The 16,968-nt window shown below is 45.9% G+C and carries 14 protein-coding genes and 1 tRNA gene; 9 read left to right on the top strand and 6 right to left on the bottom strand.

Going from position 1 to position 16,968, the window contains the following annotated elements; all coding sequences use genetic code 11:
- Positions 1 to 14: 14 nt before the first annotated feature.
- From murB to ACO0K1_RS12050, 3 genes are all read left to right on the top strand, one after another.
- A complete protein-coding gene (gene murB / locus ACO0K1_RS12060; protein WP_423025999.1) occupies positions 15 to 1,070 on the top strand; it encodes a UDP-N-acetylmuramate dehydrogenase in 1,056 nt (351 codons plus the stop codon).
- 353 nt (positions 1,071 to 1,423) lie between these two features.
- Positions 1,424 to 3,124: an HD-GYP domain-containing protein gene (locus tag ACO0K1_RS12055; protein ID WP_423025997.1), complete on the top strand. Its 1,701-nt coding sequence runs from the start codon at positions 1,424 to 1,426 to the stop codon at positions 3,122 to 3,124.
- The gene (locus tag ACO0K1_RS12050) at positions 3,121 to 4,422 is read left to right on the top strand and encodes a putative bifunctional diguanylate cyclase/phosphodiesterase (RefSeq protein ID WP_423025996.1); all 1,302 of its coding nucleotides are present in this window, start codon (positions 3,121 to 3,123) and stop codon (positions 4,420 to 4,422) included. The genes ACO0K1_RS12055 and ACO0K1_RS12050 overlap by 4 nt, the downstream gene beginning before the upstream one ends.
- A 172-nt stretch (positions 4,423 to 4,594) precedes the next feature.
- Here the strand turns inward: ACO0K1_RS12050 and ACO0K1_RS12045 are convergent, their stop codons facing one another.
- Positions 4,595 to 6,508: an ATP-binding cassette domain-containing protein gene (locus tag ACO0K1_RS12045; protein ID WP_423025994.1), complete on the bottom strand. Its 1,914-nt coding sequence runs from the start codon at positions 6,506 to 6,508 to the stop codon at positions 4,595 to 4,597.
- Positions 6,509 to 6,707: 199 nt separating this feature from the next.
- Positions 6,708 to 7,439 carry a substrate-binding periplasmic protein gene (locus tag ACO0K1_RS12040; RefSeq protein WP_423025992.1) on the bottom strand — a complete coding sequence of 244 codons (732 nt, stop codon included), beginning with the start codon at positions 7,437 to 7,439 and terminating at the stop codon, positions 6,708 to 6,710.
- Positions 7,440 to 8,001: 562 nt separating this feature from the next.
- Here ACO0K1_RS12040 and ACO0K1_RS12035 point away from each other — a divergent pair.
- Positions 8,002 to 8,076, top strand: a tRNA-Arg gene (locus ACO0K1_RS12035).
- A 367-nt stretch (positions 8,077 to 8,443) separates the two neighbouring features.
- On the opposite strand, the gene ACO0K1_RS12030 is transcribed toward ACO0K1_RS12035, so the two are convergent.
- Positions 8,444 to 9,052, bottom strand: a complete 609-nt coding sequence (locus tag ACO0K1_RS12030) for a PEP-CTERM sorting domain-containing protein (protein ID WP_423025990.1) — start codon at positions 9,050 to 9,052, stop codon at positions 8,444 to 8,446.
- A gap of 419 nt (positions 9,053 to 9,471) precedes the next feature.
- Between ACO0K1_RS12030 and ACO0K1_RS12025 the strand changes: the two genes are divergently transcribed.
- Together ACO0K1_RS12025 and ACO0K1_RS12020 are read left to right on the top strand one after the other, a co-directional pair.
- Positions 9,472 to 10,044 carry a GNAT family N-acetyltransferase gene (locus ACO0K1_RS12025; RefSeq protein ID WP_423025988.1) on the top strand — a complete coding sequence of 191 codons (573 nt, stop codon included), beginning with the start codon at positions 9,472 to 9,474 and terminating at the stop codon, positions 10,042 to 10,044.
- Positions 10,045 to 10,080: 36 nt separating this feature from the next.
- Positions 10,081 to 10,707 carry a hypothetical protein gene (locus ACO0K1_RS12020; RefSeq protein WP_423025986.1) on the top strand — a complete coding sequence of 209 codons (627 nt, stop codon included), beginning with the start codon at positions 10,081 to 10,083 and terminating at the stop codon, positions 10,705 to 10,707.
- A gap of 73 nt (positions 10,708 to 10,780) precedes the next feature.
- On the opposite strand, the gene gluQRS is transcribed toward ACO0K1_RS12020, so the two are convergent.
- A complete protein-coding gene (gene gluQRS, locus ACO0K1_RS12015) occupies positions 10,781 to 11,662 on the bottom strand; it encodes a tRNA glutamyl-Q(34) synthetase GluQRS (RefSeq protein WP_423025984.1) in 882 nt (293 codons plus the stop codon).
- Positions 11,655 to 12,584, bottom strand: a complete 930-nt coding sequence (locus tag ACO0K1_RS12010) for a LysR family transcriptional regulator (RefSeq protein ID WP_423025982.1) — start codon at positions 12,582 to 12,584, stop codon at positions 11,655 to 11,657. The genes gluQRS and ACO0K1_RS12010 overlap by 8 nt, the downstream gene beginning before the upstream one ends.
- 107 nt (positions 12,585 to 12,691) lie before the next feature.
- Between ACO0K1_RS12010 and ACO0K1_RS12005 the strand changes: the two genes are divergently transcribed.
- Both ACO0K1_RS12005 and ACO0K1_RS12000 read left to right on the top strand, forming a co-directional pair.
- Positions 12,692 to 13,393, top strand: a complete 702-nt coding sequence (locus tag ACO0K1_RS12005; protein WP_423025981.1) for a pirin family protein — start codon at positions 12,692 to 12,694, stop codon at positions 13,391 to 13,393.
- 69 nt (positions 13,394 to 13,462) lie between these two features.
- Positions 13,463 to 14,032, top strand: coding sequence for a flavodoxin family protein (locus tag ACO0K1_RS12000; RefSeq protein ID WP_423025979.1), 570 nt, complete (start codon positions 13,463 to 13,465; stop codon positions 14,030 to 14,032).
- A gap of 79 nt (positions 14,033 to 14,111) precedes the next feature.
- Here ACO0K1_RS12000 and ACO0K1_RS11995 read toward each other — a convergent pair whose 3' ends face one another.
- Entirely contained in the window at positions 14,112 to 14,564 is a 453-nt protein-coding gene (locus ACO0K1_RS11995) for a hypothetical protein (protein WP_423025977.1), read from the bottom strand.
- A 576-nt stretch (positions 14,565 to 15,140) separates the two neighbouring features.
- Between ACO0K1_RS11995 and ACO0K1_RS11990 the strand changes: the two genes are divergently transcribed.
- Positions 15,141 to 16,799, top strand: a complete 1,659-nt coding sequence (locus tag ACO0K1_RS11990) for a M28 family peptidase (RefSeq protein ID WP_423025975.1) — start codon at positions 15,141 to 15,143, stop codon at positions 16,797 to 16,799.
- Positions 16,800 to 16,968: the final 169 nt, after the last annotated feature.

Genomic DNA, 16,968 nt, shown 5'->3' with positions numbered 1-16,968 from the left:
GCGGGGCGTTCACAATGCCTAGCAGCTATAATTTACAGCCTATGAAGAATCTTATTTCCCTTTTCCATGATGTTTCCCTGCAAAAACTCAATACTTTTGGTATTGCTGCGCAGGCAACGCACTTTTTGCCGGTTGTTGAGCTGGCGCAATTAACTGCCATCCGCAATGATTTATCATTAACTAAGCTGCCACGTTTGATACTTGGTGGCGGCAGTAATTTAGTCTTATCTGATCAGATTGATGCCTTGGTATTACAAATGTGCCTGCAGGGCAAAAAAATGTTGTCCGAAGACACTGAGTTTTACTATGTGCAAGCCGCTGCCGGAGAGAATTGGCATGATTTTGTCATGTGGACATTGCACCAAGGTTGGTCGGGATTAGAGAATTTGTCACTCATTCCTGGCACTATAGGTGCAGCTCCTGTACAAAATATCGGCGCTTATGGCGTCGAAATTCAAGACGTATTTCACCAACTTGAAGCGTTTGATTTTGAGACTGGCGAAGTAGTGGTGATGGATAAAGCGGCATGTTCTTTTGCTTATCGGGACAGCGTATTTAAACAACATTTGCGTGACCGTATGGTTATTTTGAATGTGACTTTTGCCTTGCCAAAATTGTGGCAAGCAAAACTCGCGTATGCCGATGTTGCCAAATGGTTAGAACAGGCCAAAATTTTGCAACCGGATGCGAAGGATGTGAGTGACGCAATTATCGCCATTCGGCAGGCTAAGTTGCCAGACCCGAGAGTCATTGGCAATGTAGGTAGTTTTTTTAAAAATCCTGTGGTGTCGGCCTTACAAAGGTACTCTCTCTTGGAGCGATATCCAGGGCTGGTGAGTTATTTACAAACTGACGGAAAATTTAAACTTGCAGCGGGTTGGTTAATTGAACAAGCTGGTTGGAAGGGGCGCAATTTAGGTGCTGCGGGGGTATATGAAAAGCAGGCGCTGGTGTTGGTGAACCGCGGCAACGCAACCGGCGCCGAAGTACGTGCTTTGGCGCAGCAGATTCGTGCTGATGTTTTATCGAAATTTGGCGTTGAGCTTGATATTGAACCCAATTTCTTTTAACGAAGACTGACATTATTTGGGATATTTTTTGTAAAATTGAACATGTCATTGTTTTTTTGTAATCAAATAATCCAATTGACCTGACTAATTTAAAGCGCAAAGACGGTAGGAAACAAAAAATTTCTCATGTGAACGAATGTCAAAAAGTATTATTTCAATTGTAACTAATGAGATACTTTGCACAATAATACGTTATGATTTACTCGGCAATATCAGGGATGATGCTTCCGTTGCTGAGTGCCAGGTTTTGACAAAGCTGGCCTATCGATTTTTTGCTGCATTAATCAATTTAATTTTGGTCTAAACGTTACTCATTCACTGTGCTACACGAAAAAAGAAAATTACGCGACGCTTTGTTGATCAGTATCAGTGATCTGCGCGTTGGCATGTTCGTGGCCGAACTTGATCGGCCATGGGAGAAAACGCCATTCATGTTGCAGGGTTTTTTGCTGACTGAAATACTAGATTGTCAGACCCTGCAGGGCATGGTGCGGGAATTGACCATCGACCCTAGCCGCAGCGACCCAGCCGCACTATTGCATTTACCGTGGGATAGTTTCCATTTGCCGCTTGAAGAGACGGATCTAAAGTCCACCGTTGCACCAGATGCTACGGTGAGGGTGACCTACACTGCACCACCATCAGAGATTGATCAAAAACAAGGTTTGCCGGCCGTTGCTGTTTCTATGAAACAAATGTGGCGAGCCCTGCGTGATTCTGGTGAAAACGCCAAGGCAACGAAGAAAGTTTTTCAAAGTAAAAAAGTTACCCACGAGCTTAGTTCGCAACCAGCACCGTTTTATTTGCGTTATGCCACCGTGGCAGAGGTGCCTTTAAGTAGTAATAAGGCTGAACGCAGCACACAGCTAGTGCCACCATCTACAGCATCTTTTAGTCAGTTGATTAAAGAGTTATATCCACGCGATGTTGCCTATGCACCGCTGAGTTTGATGGAGCAAATTCAAGGCTGGATGATTAAATGGCGTTCCGCAAAACCGTACAAACGTAAACCGCGTGATCGCACCCATTTTGTTGCCAGAAAAGTCCATCCTGAATATATTCCCCCGACGCTTAATCTGGTCATTTACAAAGATCGCGCGCCGATGCAGGAAGAAATTAAGCATGCGACGGTTGCATTCGGTAGAACCCAGGAATTTTTAGAGAAAATGTCGCAAGACATTCATGAGGGAAAAGAGCTTGAAATAGAGCAAGTACGTCCAGCTGTGCAGTTGCTGACGGAAAGTGTGATTGCAAATCCCGCAGCCTTGATGTGGCTGGTGCGTATGCAGAGTGAAGATGCACAAACTTACGCTCATGGTTTGAAAGTTGCTGTGTATATGATGGCGCTTGGACGTCATCTCGGTTTTGCTCGGCAACAACTGAATGATTTAGCCATGATAGGTTTGTTGATGGACGTTGGTAAGCTGAGTATGCCTGAAGAAATTTTAAGGAAACCGGCTAAACTAAATGACGACGAATGGCATGTGGTATCACAACACGTCGGAACTAGCTTAGACAAGCTGCAACAAAATGGCCCGCTTTCTCAAAGCGTCTATCTCGGCATTAGTCAGCATCACGAACGTTTGGACGGCACTGGCTACCCACAAGGATTAAAAGCGGCTGAGATTAGTATTTATGGTCGTATGGCAGCCATTGCGGATTGCTTTGCTGCCATGACTTCATTACGTTGTTACGATTCAACGCGTTCTGCCTTTGATGCGATGAAAGAGCTATTTAAGTTAGCCGAATCGGAATTGCACGCACCACTGGTAGAAGAGTTTGTACAGGCGATCGGTATTTTCCCGATTGGAAGCTTGATTGAACTCTCTACGGGCGAGGCGGCAATTGTGCTCGAGCACAATAAGTTGCGTCGATTGGAACCGCAGATTCTGGTACTGACAAATACTGAAAAAGAAGCCTTAGAACAACCTTGGGTATTGAATCTGATGAATCAACCACGGGTGGATGGCGAAGTATCGATTAGGATTTTGCGTGGGTTGCCTGATGGTGCCTACGGAATTGATGGCCGCAGCTTTTATCAGGCTAAATCATGAATTCTGTGCCGATCCCTTCAGAGCCGCGTCGCCTCGGTACTTGCACCGAGTTTTCAATGCTTTTGCAAGAGGCTATTGAGCACGCGTCGACGTCACAAATACTTGCGTTGGCAGTAGTGAACTTTCAGCGTAGCGACCGCATTGCAGCGCTGGTATCTGTCGCTCACGCTAAATATTTAGAAGATCGCATATGGCAATGCTTGAAACCAATTTTGCGATCACGTGACCAAGTGGTGTTTGTCAGCCCCAATGAGTGTTGGTTGATGATGCCGGGATTAGCCGCGCCAACACTCGCGTTGCTGGCCGTGCACAGAGTCTTGGCCGCATTAGAGACACCGTTACCGATTGATAATGGCAGTGTTTATTTTAGTCCGTGTATCGGCGTTGTTTGTGCACCGATGTCAGGATTAACTTCACTGACAATGTTACGTTTGGCCGATAACGCGCAGAAAAAAGCGTTACAGGAACATCAGAAGTTTTCGTTTTTGAGTGGCGATATCAACACGAATTTATTGCCAGAGAATTTGCCAAAGTTGGTTGCTGAGGTCATTGATGCGAATGCGCTCAATGTCGTTTATCAGCCGAAAGTCCACTTGGCAACGATGCGGGTTCATTCGGTTGAAGCGTTGGTTCGCTGGCCTTCGGATCATGATCAATATGTCCCGGTAAATATATTGATCGACACGGTGGAGCGTTGTGGCTTAGTAGAAGCGCTGACCTTGCAGGTGTTGAGTACGGTACTACGGGAGTCAGTGAATTGGAAATCGATCGGTATAGATCTACTGATTTGGGTCAACTTGTCCGCAGCCCTCCTATCTCAACCACATCTGGTCGCGACCTTAGCGCATAGGATGAATCTTTGGATGAGCGCACCCTCAAATATCGGTCTGGAAATTACCGAAAGTGCGCTCATTATGGATGTTGGTCAAACGACTGAAGTCTTGTTTGAGTTGAAAAAACTCGGTTTTCGCTTGTCAATTGATGACTTTGGGACGGGTTATTCATCGTTTGCCTATCTGCGCCGCTTTCCTATTGACGAATTAAAAATCGATAAGATGTTCGTGCAAGGGATGATTGATTCAATTCAAGATCGGCAAATCGTAAAAAGTATGATTGACCTGGCGCACAATTTTGGCCTACCGGTAGTTGCTGAAGGGGTTGAAGATGAGAATACCTTGCTCGCTTTGAAGGCACTAGGCTGCGAGCAGATTCAAGGTTTTTATTTTGCCAAGCCCATGCCTGCGGAAGAGCTCTTGACGTGGGTCGCTGAATTTCATCAGAAACACGCTGCTACCTGAAAATAAGTCGATCGTTACTTGATCTTCGGGGTGCGACGCGCATTGCACTCATTTCACCCATGTGGCATGTAGGCGGCACTTTAGGGCTTTACCATTGCAGATGCAAAAAGAGGTGTCCGCGTTATGTCGGCCACCTCTTTTTTTGTTGATGCACTTTGAACGCAATGTTTGACTATCCCTTGGTTTTAGCTTCTATGGTTTCCCATTTATCCAAGGCTTCGAGCAATTGCTCATCAATTTCTGCGAAACGGACATTCAATTTATTTGCTGTGTCGGGACCATTTTTGTACAAATCAGCATCCGCTAACTTGTCAGAAATTTCCTTTTGTTCAGCTTCTAATTGAGCGATTAATTTTGGGAGTTCGTCCAACTCTCGTTGCTCTTTGTAGCTCAGTTTTTTTGTTTTTGCAGCGGATGCGATCGTTCCAGTAGTACTATTGTTGGCGCTAGATTTGCTATCGATTTTTGGCGTAGATTTTGACGCTGTTACGGTATTACGGTAGCGCTCCCAATCACTATAGCCCCCAATAAACTCACGCCATTGACCGTCGCCTTCAGCAACAATGACCTGCGTCACCACGTTATCGAGGAAGGTACGATCATGGCTGACCAAAAATACGGTACCTGTATATTCTTCTAACAATTCTTCCAATAATTCCAGAGTGTCGATATCCAGATCATTGGTTGGTTCGTCGAGTACTAACACGTTCGCAGGTTTGGCAAATAAACGCGCTAGCAATAATCGGTTGCGCTCACCACCAGACAAGGACTTTACCGGTGAACGGGCACGTTCAGGGGCAAACAAAAAATCACCAAGATAAGACATCACGTGCTTACGTTGACCGTTGACTTCTACCCAATCACTACCTGGTGCGATCGTGTCTGCGAGGCTGGCTTCTTCATTGAGCTGCGCACGCATCTGATCGAAATAAGCGATTTGCAATTTGCTGCCTTGCTTAATGGTGCCGCTGTCTGGCTGGTCCTCACCTAAAATCATTTTCAGTAAGGTCGTCTTACCCGCACCGTTCTGACCAATTAAGCCGACTTTATCACCGCGTAAAATAATGCTGGAGAAATCGCGCACAATCACTTTGTCGCCAAAAGATTTGCTGATATTTTCCATCTCGGCGACGATTTTTCCTGAGCGCTCACCTGACGATACATCAAGTTTTACCTGGCCTTGTTGTTCGCGTCGGGCGCTCCGTTGCACTCGCAATTGTTCTAAGCGCTTGACGCGTCCTTCATCACGTACACGGCGAGCCTTGACACCTTTGCGTATCCAGATTTCTTCCTGCGCCAGGAATTTATCGAATTTCGCATTTTCAACTTCTTCGATTTCCAGTTGTTCTTCTTTACGAGTTTGGTAAGTCGTAAAATTCCCGGGGAATGAGGTCAATTTACCTCGATCGAGCTCGATAATACGCGTCGCTACGTTGTCGAGAAAGCTACGATCATGGGTAATAAACAGTACGCTACCTTTGAAATCCTTTAATAATCCTTCCAGCCATTGAATCGAGGAAAAATCCAGATGGTTGGTTGGTTCATCAAGCAGCAAGACATCTGGTGCACTCACCAGCGCGCAAGCCAGCGCCACGCGTTTCTTCATACCACCAGATAAGGTACCCATGATGGCATCTTTGGCCAGATTGAGTTTGTCGAGTGTGGTTTCAACTTTGTTATTCAGACTCCAGGCATCTGCCGCATCGAGCTTGACCTGAATGTCGTGCATGCGTTCCATCAGTGCATCGTCGTTATCGCCACCAAACTGCCCGGTTAATTCTTCGTATTCCAGTAACAACGCAGGCAACTCACCAAGTCCTGAGGCAACCGCATCAAAAACTGATAAGTCTTGTGAAAATTGTGGTTCTTGTTCGACGTAGGCAATTTTGATGCCTTGTTGCATGACCAAAAGCCCATCGTCAATTTTTGAAGTGCGCGCGATAATTTTGAGCAGCGACGATTTGCCAGTTCCGTTGCGACCAATCAAGCCTACGCGTTCGTCTGCTTCAATAGAAAACTCTGCATGATCGAGCAGAGCAACGTGACCAAATGCCAATTGGGCATCGCTTAATGAGATAACTGCCATAAATACCTGTGAGGTCAGCGCATTAAAGCGCAGGACTAAATTGGAGAAAACCCGTATTGTACGCGAGACCAGCTCGCATTCGACGTCCGCTGTTCTGTCGATGGGTAGATAAATCTGTGGAAATAGGGCGGCGGACTTCCCTTCGGTGCAGGAATTGTTAATTTTGCCACAATATATTGGGGAGATCCGCTACATGGATTTATTTATATTTCTTCTCTATGGCACTGCTTGTACCGTCTTTTTCCATATTCTTCAAAATCATGTTCCATTTATCGACTTTTTCTTGAGCCATACTCAGGTTACACGCCAAATACATGTCAACTTGATTAAATGTGAATAGAGGAACAATCAATTTTGTCAGTCCTTGTTGTTTAAGTAGCTCCATTCCATGTAATTCTCCGCTAGCCCAAAAATCGAACCGGCCAGCGATTAATTTACGTGGATTATCAGCATCGGCATTTGCCAGATCAGTGTCTATGCCTTTTAAAGAAAAATACTCTGCCTTTGCGTCGTTGCGATAACTACCAATAACGTAAGTTCGTAAATCATCAATATTTTTAGGGTGCCGCGTGTCATCTGCACGGGCAAAAATCACCCAGTTATTTTTAATGAGTGGGCCTATCCATTTGTAAAGATTTTCACGCCCGGGAGTACGGGTCGTAGAAAAGGCACAAGTATCAGAATTATTTTGTGTCATCTGCACCGCCCGTGACCACGGATAGGCAGATATCGTATATTTTTCGTCAGCACGTCGCATTAATTCCTGGACTTTCTCCGTTGCAATGCCCGTGATTTCACCGGTTTTAAAATTGACGATGTTAAATGGCGGGTTGTCTTCAGTGACCAGTGTTTCAGCGGCAGATAGCGTGGTCTGGCTTGCGCAAAAAAACAAACAAGTTAACGCAATGACTTTAGATCGTAACAAGTGCATATTGCCTCCAATATTTAAATTTGAATGCAAAACTGATTTTGAGTAATTGCTTTTTATCTGTTGAAAAGTATCTTGACTTAGTTGGTTTGGAAGAATGTTTTGCAGTTAAATCGAAGTGTTGTGACGTCAGAGGTCTGGCAGAAGTTGAAACTGAATAGAAACTGTAAATTGAAGCAGGCAGATGCTCGCTTATTGATTCAGGATAGGCGATTTGAATTTTTTCGCAATCAACTTCTGCTGGTTTTTTTTATTTTTAGTGATTCTAAAAACATCACTAAATGTCGTGTTAATTTCCTGTAATATTGATCAGCGGAATCAATTTTTTCTTAGCAATTTTTGCTGTAGCGTCGTTGTTGAAATTTTGTTCGAGCTTGCGTAAATAAATGATTGCCTTTGCTGGAAGCTGAAAAATAAATCAGCGTATCCAAGTGCTGAATTAATTATTTTCCTTGCTGTAAGCTGAATATCAATCGGTGTATCTGAGCGTTGATTTGATTGTTCTGCTTCCCTCAGGTAAGATGGCGGGCTTGTTGAACAGCTGTTAAGTATGTTCGCACCGTGTCTCGCCGTAGTTCAATGGATAGAACGTATGCCTCCTAAGCGTAAGATGTGGGTTCGATTCCCGCCGGCGGGACCAGCTAGTAGCTGTATCAGTTCGTTTTGCAGGGTCTAAACTCATTTCTTATTGTTATGGTCGACGGTAATTTTGCTTCAATCAGCCACAGTCTGAGCATGCGACGCCGTCAAATCAATGGCACCTGAGAAGGTATTGCCAAAGATTAGCTCTCAATATAATGTCAAAAACTCGCATCATCGCGCTCAGCGACACATTCGTTATACATTACCAAATATGCGCAAAAGTTCAAACTTGACATGTCGACCAGTACGATAGCAAGGAAATGAATGCTTGGTGTTCTTGTAAAAGTCTGGTCGAATAATTTATAGTCACAGGAAATAAAAGGGAACCGAAGTTCCCTTTTATTTCCTTGCAAATCGTTTTCGACTTATTTGGCCTTGCGACGCATAACGCTCAAACCAGCCAGACCCAATCCGAGCAAAGCCATAGATGCTGGCTCAGGAACGTCATTTCCGGCAGCATTAATTGCAGCAGAAAAATACACGGTATTATAGTCGCTGCTGCCGTTGCTAACGTAGTTCCATACCCATGTCGGTTGAACGCTGTAACCGCCACGTGTACCCCATGGTCCCACGCCATTGACGCCTTCATTGACAGTTGGGTTATAAGCGTTGCCAAATCCAGTCAAATTTTGTTTCCAACCAGCGTCGCCAGTCAATAAGGTTTGTGTTCCATTGGCGAACGCAAAATTTGCATCACTCAGTGTGAACTCACCCAGAAAGCCACCAGGACCACCTTGATTTACAGCAACTAAATGCAGGTAATTGGTTACGCCGCTGCTCAGGCTCGTGCTGCCAGCGTAAGTTGTCGGCCAACTATTGCCTGCACTGAACAAGGTTCCAAGGGTCGAATCGTTTGTGCTGATGTAAATGTTGAAAGTGTTGTCGACATTGACCAGTGAGTTCACGACAGTGGCATTAGCCATTGACGAGACTAAGCTGCCAGAAATCAACAAAGCAAGTGTAAGTTTTTTCATAATTATCTTTCTAATTGTTTCTAAATTTGCTAACTGAGTTCTTAAGCAAATTGTGTGCCAAATTATTTTATATATGAAAATCAATGAGTTGTATTGATTTGTTGGTAAATATGGCTGTAATACGTAAAAGATATCGACAAAATAATGTGGGCGTTTTTTTGGGGGGGCGGGCGCTGATTTTAGGGTGCCTACGAGTTTGTATCTTGCCTCGCAGGTTGGCGAGAAGCTGGTGGTGATCCGTACATGATGATCGAAAAGCAGGCAATGAAGACCCAATACCGTGCCTATTCAATTTTATGATTTTATTATAATATTTTGTGCTGCTTTAAACTTCAGAAACCAATTGAGTTCTTGAACGTGCGTCGGTCGATGGTCAGAATCCGTCTGCTAAACGACATTATTTACGATTGAAGATATTGATGAGAGAAGTTCCACTTGATTTTGCACAAATCCAACTGACAACACGTCGTTTGCGTTTGCGTCCTTTGCGGACTTCGGATGCAGAGAATATGTTCGCGGTTTATTCTGATCCCAAAGTGATGCGATATGGAAGTACGCCAGTCTGGAGCTCAGTTGAAACTGCACACACTTCATTGGCGCGAACTGATACTGGGATGAAGGATAGGCAGTTTTTGCGCTTGGCATTAACGCTGGGTGACGCTGATCGCTTTATTGGTGATTGTTGTCTGTTTAAATTTGATGAGCAATGTCGCCATGCTGAGGTTGGTTACAGCATGGACACGAATTATTGGGGGCAAGGCTACATGCACGAGGCATTGATTGCATTACTGAATTATGGATTTGATCATCTCCATCTGAATCGTGTTGAAGCGGATGTCGACCCACGTAATACCGCGTCGATGGCGTGCCTTGAGCGATTGGGATTTGTGAAGGAGGGGTATCTTCGGGAACGCTGGATCGTGGATGGCGTGTTATCGGATACCGCATTATTTGGTTTGTTGCGTCGTGAGTGGAAATACGCACCGAAGTAACTTCTGTTGTTTAATTAAAAAATAAAAGGGGTAGTGATGGTATTCAAGCGTACGGCAATGTTAGCGGTGTTATGGGCAGTTTTTCCGTTCTCAGCATCGGCAGAAGATATTGTCATTAGCAGCACCTTTAATAGCGTGTCGACGATTTCGGAGCTGGCGCAAGAATTTGCGAATAAATGTCTCCCCACCAGTGCCGCGGCGTTCTTAAAAATGGTCAGAGATGCAGGCACTGCGTCGACGGTGGTCACACGTAATAGTGATCGCTTGAAGCCATTTTTGGTGGTCAATGGCACACGGACCATTTGTGTTGCTCAATCCCCGAAAGGCTACTCAGTGTTGCCCACGGAGGTGTTTGATCAGACTATTAATTTTAACGACATGCCAGCAGAGGACCAAAAAGCCTTGCAAACATCCTTGGCACGCCAGTTGGCATTGACAGGTGCAGCAAACGCTTTGATTAAAACAGAGGCCGGTAATGCAATGGGCGTGTATTACATGTTCTCGTCCGACAACCCACTCAAATTTTACTATCATCTGGCATTTTTAAAGCTCAATGAAATTGATGAGTCCAAGTTTGCCTTTGTGACCAGCACAAAGGGACCGGTTTCTTCCACGGCACGTAATCAACCGCCGGAAAGTTTTAAACCGCTGTATCAAAAATAAGCCTCACTAACGACGCGAGCTGATGTTGCGCCTTGCTCAGCTCGCCGTCACATTATGTGATCTTGATCGCGCGTTAAAGCCTCTTTTGACGCCAAAGCGTCGTCGCCTCTCTCCAAAAATCGCTGATCGTCGTGCAATGGGTGCTCACTGGCAATTGCAGAAAATGCGCGGCTGGGAGCAAAGCATCGTGCAGTAGATCATTGTCGCCACGATCAAAAGCTAACGCCCCTGTTTGCTTGGAGAGTTTTTCGCCGAGATCGTTGTTGACCACCGGCACGTGCAGGTACCGCACGCCCGGCAAGCCCAAGACCTGCTGAAGATAAATCTGCCGTGCAGTGGAGTCGAGCAGATCGGCACCACGGACGATATCGGTCATCCCTTGTTCTGCATCATCAACAACAACAGCAAGTTGATATGCCCAAAAGCCATCGGCGCGCTTGAGGATAAAATCGCCCGCCTCGGTGCTGATGTCCTGTTGTTGTGGACCGAGGTAGCGATCTTCAAAATGAACAACGTGATGCGGTTGGGGTAAGCGGAGGCGCCATGCGCGTGGTGCTTTTCCTGCGGTTAAACCTTCGCGACAGGTACCGGGGTAAATTTGGCTGACTGGTTCGCCTCGACGAAGGCGGGAGTCGGCAATTTCTTTGCGAGAACACCCACAAGGATAAACCTGATCGGCAAGGCGTTCAATTGCCTGCTGGTAGAGTGACTGGCGCTGGCTTTGCCACGTGACTTCGCCGTCCCACTGCATGCCGCAGCGCTGTAATGAGTGCAGAATATGGGTGTCAGCACCTTGGACATTACGGTCGAAATCCAGATCTTCGATACGGACAAACCATAGCCCATCATGGGCTTTCGCATCGAGATAACTGGCCATGGCGGCGACGAGTGAACCTTGATGTAAAGGGCCCGTCGGCGAGGGCGCGAAGCGGCCCCGATAAATGGGTTTATGCATGTGAGTTATTTCCAAGCAACATACTATGTACAACGGGTTCTTTGAGTTTTTGTAAAAACCAATGCAGTGCCTTGCCTTTGTTGGTTTGCCGCCAGACGTAGCAACAGGTTTCTGTCGGACGTTGATGATCTGTGCGCTTTTCAATCAACTGATGGGATTGCAAATAGCGGGTAGCTATCGCGCGGGGGAGATGGCCACATCCCAAGCCCGATAACTGGGCGGCGAGTTTCGCTTCGACTGAGGGTACGGTCAGGGTATCTTGCCCATTCAGCAATCCCGCGGTCATGGTAGGCAGACTTCGTCCGGTGTCTCCAATGGCAATGGCGCGGTATTGCTGTATCAATTCCGTACTGAGGGGTTCGTCAGCCCGTGCCAGTGGATGATCCGGGGCGACCGCGAAAACCCAATCGATGGCACCTAGCACACGGGTTTGTAAGTCGCCTTGCATACGAATCGTATCCGGACCGTCATACGCTGCGCCGATAGCCAGATCGGCACGTCCAGTCATCATTGACTCCCAGACACCCGATAAAATTTCTTGAGAAAATCGTAATCGCGTACCACAATTTTGTTGTTCAAATTCTTTGATTAAGGGGAGTAAGTGATCAAACTGGATGATGCCATCGAGGACAATTCTGAGCTCTGATTCCCAGCCTGTCGCTGTTCGTTTGACGCGATTTTCGAGTTCTTGCGCCGCATTGAGCAAATGTCGTCCCTGCGATAAGAGTTCGGTGCCAGCAGGCGTGAGCTTGGCGCGATGACCACGGCGGTCATAGAGCAAGACATCGAGATCTTCCTCCAGTTTTCGGATGCTGTAGGTAATGGCAGAGGGCACTTTATCCAAGGCCATCGCTGCTGCCGCAAAGCTTCCTTTACGGTCAATCGCATCGAGAATTTGCAGTGCTTCAAGGGTGATATTCATTATTGTTCAAAATTTTTGAATGATTTGTATGAAATTTTACCCTTATATTGGATCTTGTCCTTGTATATAGTGGGTACATTCATCAAATAAACTGAATTGGAGCGAATATGATTACCCTTAGATTGTCTCAAGACCGCGGTCCTGCGAATCACGGTTGGCTCAAATCTTTCCATAGTTTTTCATTTGCTGAGTATTATGATCCACAGCACATGGGTTTTGGTCCACTGCGCGTAATCAATGATGATTGGATTGCACCTGCGATGGGATTTGGCACGCATCCGCACAAAGACATGGAAATTATCACCTATGTTCTGGAAGGCGCGATAGCGCACAAAGATAGCATGAACAATGGCAGTACGATACGTCCTGGCAATGTCCAGTACATGAGTGCAGGAACAGGCGTGCGTCATTCAGAATTTAACCCATCCAGCACTGAACATACGCAGTTATTGCAAATTTGGATACAACCGGATGGTTTGAATCTGCCGCCTCTTTATGAAGAAAAAGAATTCAGCCGTGCCGATAAAGAGGGTAAATTATGTCTGGTTGCCTCTGGCGATGGAGCCGAAGGATCGATCAAAATTCGACAGAATGCACGATTGTTGATCGGCTTATTCGACGGTGATCAGCAGCAAGAAATGACCCTGCATACCGATCGCCTGACGTATGTGCATCTGGCGCGGGGTGAGCTGACCGTGAACGGTATCGAGCTCAAAGCGGGCGATGCCATGAAATTACAAAATGAAACGTTGTTGAAGTTAAGTGCAGGCAAACAGGTAGAAGTTTTGGTTTTTGATCTGCCGCAATAATAGCAGGACGAACATTGATATTCAGTGCTGATTTTAATTTTTGATAAACCTATTACCCAGGAGCAGAACATGACTAAAGTAGCGATTGTGTACCACTCAGGCTATGGACATACCACCAAAGCCGCCGAAGCCGTGCAAGCAGGCGTGACATCGGCGGGCGCGGAAGCAGAACTGATTTTGATTGATAAAGACGGCAATATTACGGATGAACAATGGGCATCATTAGCAGCGGCACAAGCCATTGTATTTGGTTCACCAACTTACATGGGCACCGTGTCCTGGCAGTTTAAGAAATTTGCTGACGCAACATCCAAGCCTTGGTACACCCAAGTCTGGAAAGATAAAATCGCCGCTGGCTTTACTAATTCGGCAACCATGAACGGCGACAAACTGTCGACACTGCATTATTTGTTCACTTTGTCACAGCAACATGGGATGATCTGGGTTGGTACAGGTTTGATGCCATCGAATAGTAAAGCAGCTCAGCGCAATGACATTAACTTTATCGGTAGCTCTAGTGGTCTGATGACTCAATCACCATCCGATTCTTCACCAGAAGAAGGACCATTACCAGGCGATTTAGAAACAGCCAAATTGTTTGGACACCGTATTGCAACAGTCGCCAAAAAACTTGCATAAGTTCCCTGAATTTTGCTTGTAAATTTGTTAGTTTAAGATTTCTGGCATCCATGCTTGTATAGAGCGGATGCCAGATTTTTTATGGATGCGCACTTACTTTCGTTTTTGCATCTAATTCTAATGTCTTGGATAAAATCTGTTCTATCGTCCAATGACGTGTCAGCCAAATTACCAATGCACTACCAGATAATTGCTGCCAGCTTGCACCATCGCGTAATTGGTGATCATGCTGATAAGCGGCAGCAATGCGCCAAGCAAAAATCATTGCCGGAGGCGGTGCTTCCATGGTCGCAGCGGAAAAAATATACGACTGCGGATCTGATTCGACCAAAACAGGCGAACCTTCACATCCCGCCTTTTCCCACAATGCTTGCAGTTGCTCGTTGCTGCCAATCACTCTCGGCAGCGCAGGTTTGCCGCTGACTCCCTCTAAACCCCAATAGTACAAAACCCACGGGCCGCCGTAGATCAAACTGCTAATGGCGATAAGTAGAACGAAAAGTGAGATCTTTATTTTGGTCGATGTCAGCATAAATTAATGGGTAAATAAAACGGATAATGATGATAAATAAGGATGATAAATAACGATGATCGTTAGTTCAATCACTCGTATCTTGTCGATGATTTTTGATGATATTGTACGTAGGTTTGCGTTCGCTAACCCAGACTAAATGCGCATAGATTGTTGCAGGTCATAATATGCGTTATCCAGAGTCTGTAGGAGGGAATCCTGTGTCGTTAACGCATCTGACGCGACTTGGCGAGTTGCAACCGCCCTAGTAATTACATAAGTCACTGGATCAGGTACTGTAAAGATAAATCTCACATTTAATCCAATCTTAGCCTGTCACCTCAGGCCGTCACTTCAGGCAGCCACCTTTTGAACCAATCCGGCTTCTAATCGCCAAGTGTGGTTCGTTACATCAATTTTTCTATCATTGTACTGCTTCCATGACGCGCAAATGATCGTACGTAAAATTTCAAGCTACAATTGAAGCTCATTTTCTTTGATTAAATCTCTCGTTTTTAAATCGCCCGTTTCTAAATTTCGCGTCTATAAATCTCCCATTTCTACATCTCCCGCTTCTAAATTTCATTCAGGCTCCCTATGTCAAAAATAACTTATAATTTTTTCAAGCAATACAGGGTTGGGCTCGGCATTGTCCTGGGCCTTGCCTCCACGCTCGTTATGGCGCAGCAAAAGCCGATAGCGCAAATCAGTGAGCCTGCTTTACGTGCGCATCTTGGCTTTTTGTCCGATGATCTTCTGGAGGGGCGAGGTACGGGTCAGCGCGGGGGAGATTTGGCAGTGCGTTATTTTGAAACGCAGCTTGCTATTATCGGTTTGCAGCCGCTTCCGTCTGATCAGGTTTCGGGGTTTCGGCAATCGGTGCGCATTGTTGGAAGTAAAACCATGCCTGACAGCACTGTCAGTTTTGACATCAACGGTCAGACCTTCACACCGCAATTGGGAACTGACATCGTCTATGGTTCATCTGGCGGCAAGTCTGATGTTGCTTTCGACGCGCCAGTCGTTTTTGTTGGCTATGGTGTCCGCGCGCCGGAAGAACGCTGGGATGATTTTAAAGGGATGGATCTCAAAGGTAAGTTATTGATCATGGTGGTGAATGATCCACAACCGACCGCACAAGAACCAAACCGATTCGATGGCAAAGCACTGACTTATTATGGTCGTTGGACTTACAAGTTTGAAGAAGCGGTGAGGCAAGGTGCGGCGGGTGTACTGCTGATACACACGACACCGTCAGCAACGTATGCCTGGAACGTGCCACGAACCAGTTTTAGTCATGAGCGGTTTAGTCTTGCTAATAATGGCAATGCATTTGAAGGCTGGATGCAAGAAAACGTCACGCAGCAACTTTTTAATCGCGCTGGTGTTAATCTTGATCAGTTACGCGCTCTCGCTGAAACACGTGAATTTGCGCCAGTCACGCTCAATGCAACCGCGCACGTCAAATTAAAAAGTCAGGTGCGCCAGGTCGAGCAATTTAATGTACTGGGAATGGTGCCAGGAACGGATGCCAAATTGAAAACGCAAGCAGTCGTCTATTCTGCGCATTGGGATCATCTTGGTATTGAAACACAAGCAGATGGCACGCAACATATCTGGAATGGTGCTGTGGATAATGCATCAGGGTCGGCGGCATTATTGGCGATGGCGCAATTTGCTGTGTCACATCCAGCTAAGCGTACGCAAATATTCTTGTGGCCGGCAGCTGAGGAACAATATTTATTGGGTAGCGCAGCTTATGTGAATAATCCGCCTTGGCCGCTCGCGAAAACTGCTGCAGATCTTAATTTGGATAGCATGAATTTCGTTGGAAAAACGCGTGATATCGGGATTGAAGGCAGTCAACGGAGTAGCTTGCATGCAAGCGCGCTCAAGGTAGCCAAAGCAATGGGCTTACAAATTGCATCAGCTGCGCCAGATCTTGGTGGCGCATTTTTCCGTGCAGATCATTTTAACTTCGCTCGTGCTGGTGTTCCTGCCTTTAATGTTGGTTCAGCCGTATTTTCCGGGGATGGGCATTTTGATTTTATCCAACAAAGCCCGACGGATGCCAGTGCCAAAATGTTGGGTTTTAAAAATGACTACCATACAGAACGCGATAAATACCATGCAGATTGGGATTTGAGCGGCATGCAACAGCAGGCAGAATTTACTTTAAATCTTGGCTATGAGATTGCTAATGGTAAAGCGATACCAGTCTGGAATAAAGGCGAGGCGTTTGGAAAAAATCGATAGCGAGCATTCGATGTAAAGTTAAAAAGCCTAAGCAAGAAAAGATGCGCGAGTTCAACTATGAAGTGCAACTGAAGATAAATGGTTAAAGGTGGGAAGATGCAGTAGCATCCGGCCTTCCAGACCTCCAAGTCAAAGTTGCCCGAAATGACATACACACATCTTACCCAAG

Source organism: Undibacterium sp. SXout20W (assembly GCF_049340285.1).
In the GTDB taxonomy this organism is placed as follows: domain Bacteria; phylum Pseudomonadota; class Gammaproteobacteria; order Burkholderiales; family Burkholderiaceae_D; genus Undibacterium.
The sequence above is the reverse complement of the archived record's forward strand: the minus strand, read 5'-3'. Positions and strand labels throughout refer to the sequence as shown.

What these genes read in the sequence shown, in the direction of transcription:
- murB (WP_423025999.1), top strand. Translation starts at nt 15, where the DNA reads ATGCCTAGCAGCTATAATTTACAGCCTATGAAGAATCTTATTTCCCTT.
- ACO0K1_RS12050 (WP_423025996.1), top strand. Translation starts at nt 3,121, where the DNA reads ATGAATTCTGTGCCGATCCCTTCAGAGCCGCGTCGCCTCGGTACTTGC.
- ACO0K1_RS12045 (WP_423025994.1), bottom strand. Translation starts at nt 6,508, where the DNA reads ATGGCAGTTATCTCATTAAGCGATGCCCAATTGGCATTTGGTCACGTT.
- ACO0K1_RS12040 (WP_423025992.1), bottom strand. Translation starts at nt 7,439, where the DNA reads ATGCACTTGTTACGATCTAAAGTCATTGCGTTAACTTGTTTGTTTTTT.
- ACO0K1_RS12030 (WP_423025990.1), bottom strand. Translation starts at nt 9,052, where the DNA reads ATGAAAAAACTTACACTTGCTTTGTTGATTTCTGGCAGCTTAGTCTCG.
- ACO0K1_RS12025 (WP_423025988.1), top strand. Translation starts at nt 9,472, where the DNA reads ATGAGAGAAGTTCCACTTGATTTTGCACAAATCCAACTGACAACACGT.
- ACO0K1_RS12020 (WP_423025986.1), top strand. Translation starts at nt 10,081, where the DNA reads ATGGTATTCAAGCGTACGGCAATGTTAGCGGTGTTATGGGCAGTTTTT.
- gluQRS (WP_423025984.1), bottom strand. Translation starts at nt 11,662, where the DNA reads ATGCATAAACCCATTTATCGGGGCCGCTTCGCGCCCTCGCCGACGGGC.
- ACO0K1_RS12010 (WP_423025982.1), bottom strand. Translation starts at nt 12,584, where the DNA reads ATGAATATCACCCTTGAAGCACTGCAAATTCTCGATGCGATTGACCGT.
- ACO0K1_RS12005 (WP_423025981.1), top strand. Translation starts at nt 12,692, where the DNA reads ATGATTACCCTTAGATTGTCTCAAGACCGCGGTCCTGCGAATCACGGT.
- ACO0K1_RS12000 (WP_423025979.1), top strand. Translation starts at nt 13,463, where the DNA reads ATGACTAAAGTAGCGATTGTGTACCACTCAGGCTATGGACATACCACC.
- ACO0K1_RS11995 (WP_423025977.1), bottom strand. Translation starts at nt 14,564, where the DNA reads ATGCTGACATCGACCAAAATAAAGATCTCACTTTTCGTTCTACTTATC.
- ACO0K1_RS11990 (WP_423025975.1), top strand. Translation starts at nt 15,141, where the DNA reads ATGTCAAAAATAACTTATAATTTTTTCAAGCAATACAGGGTTGGGCTC.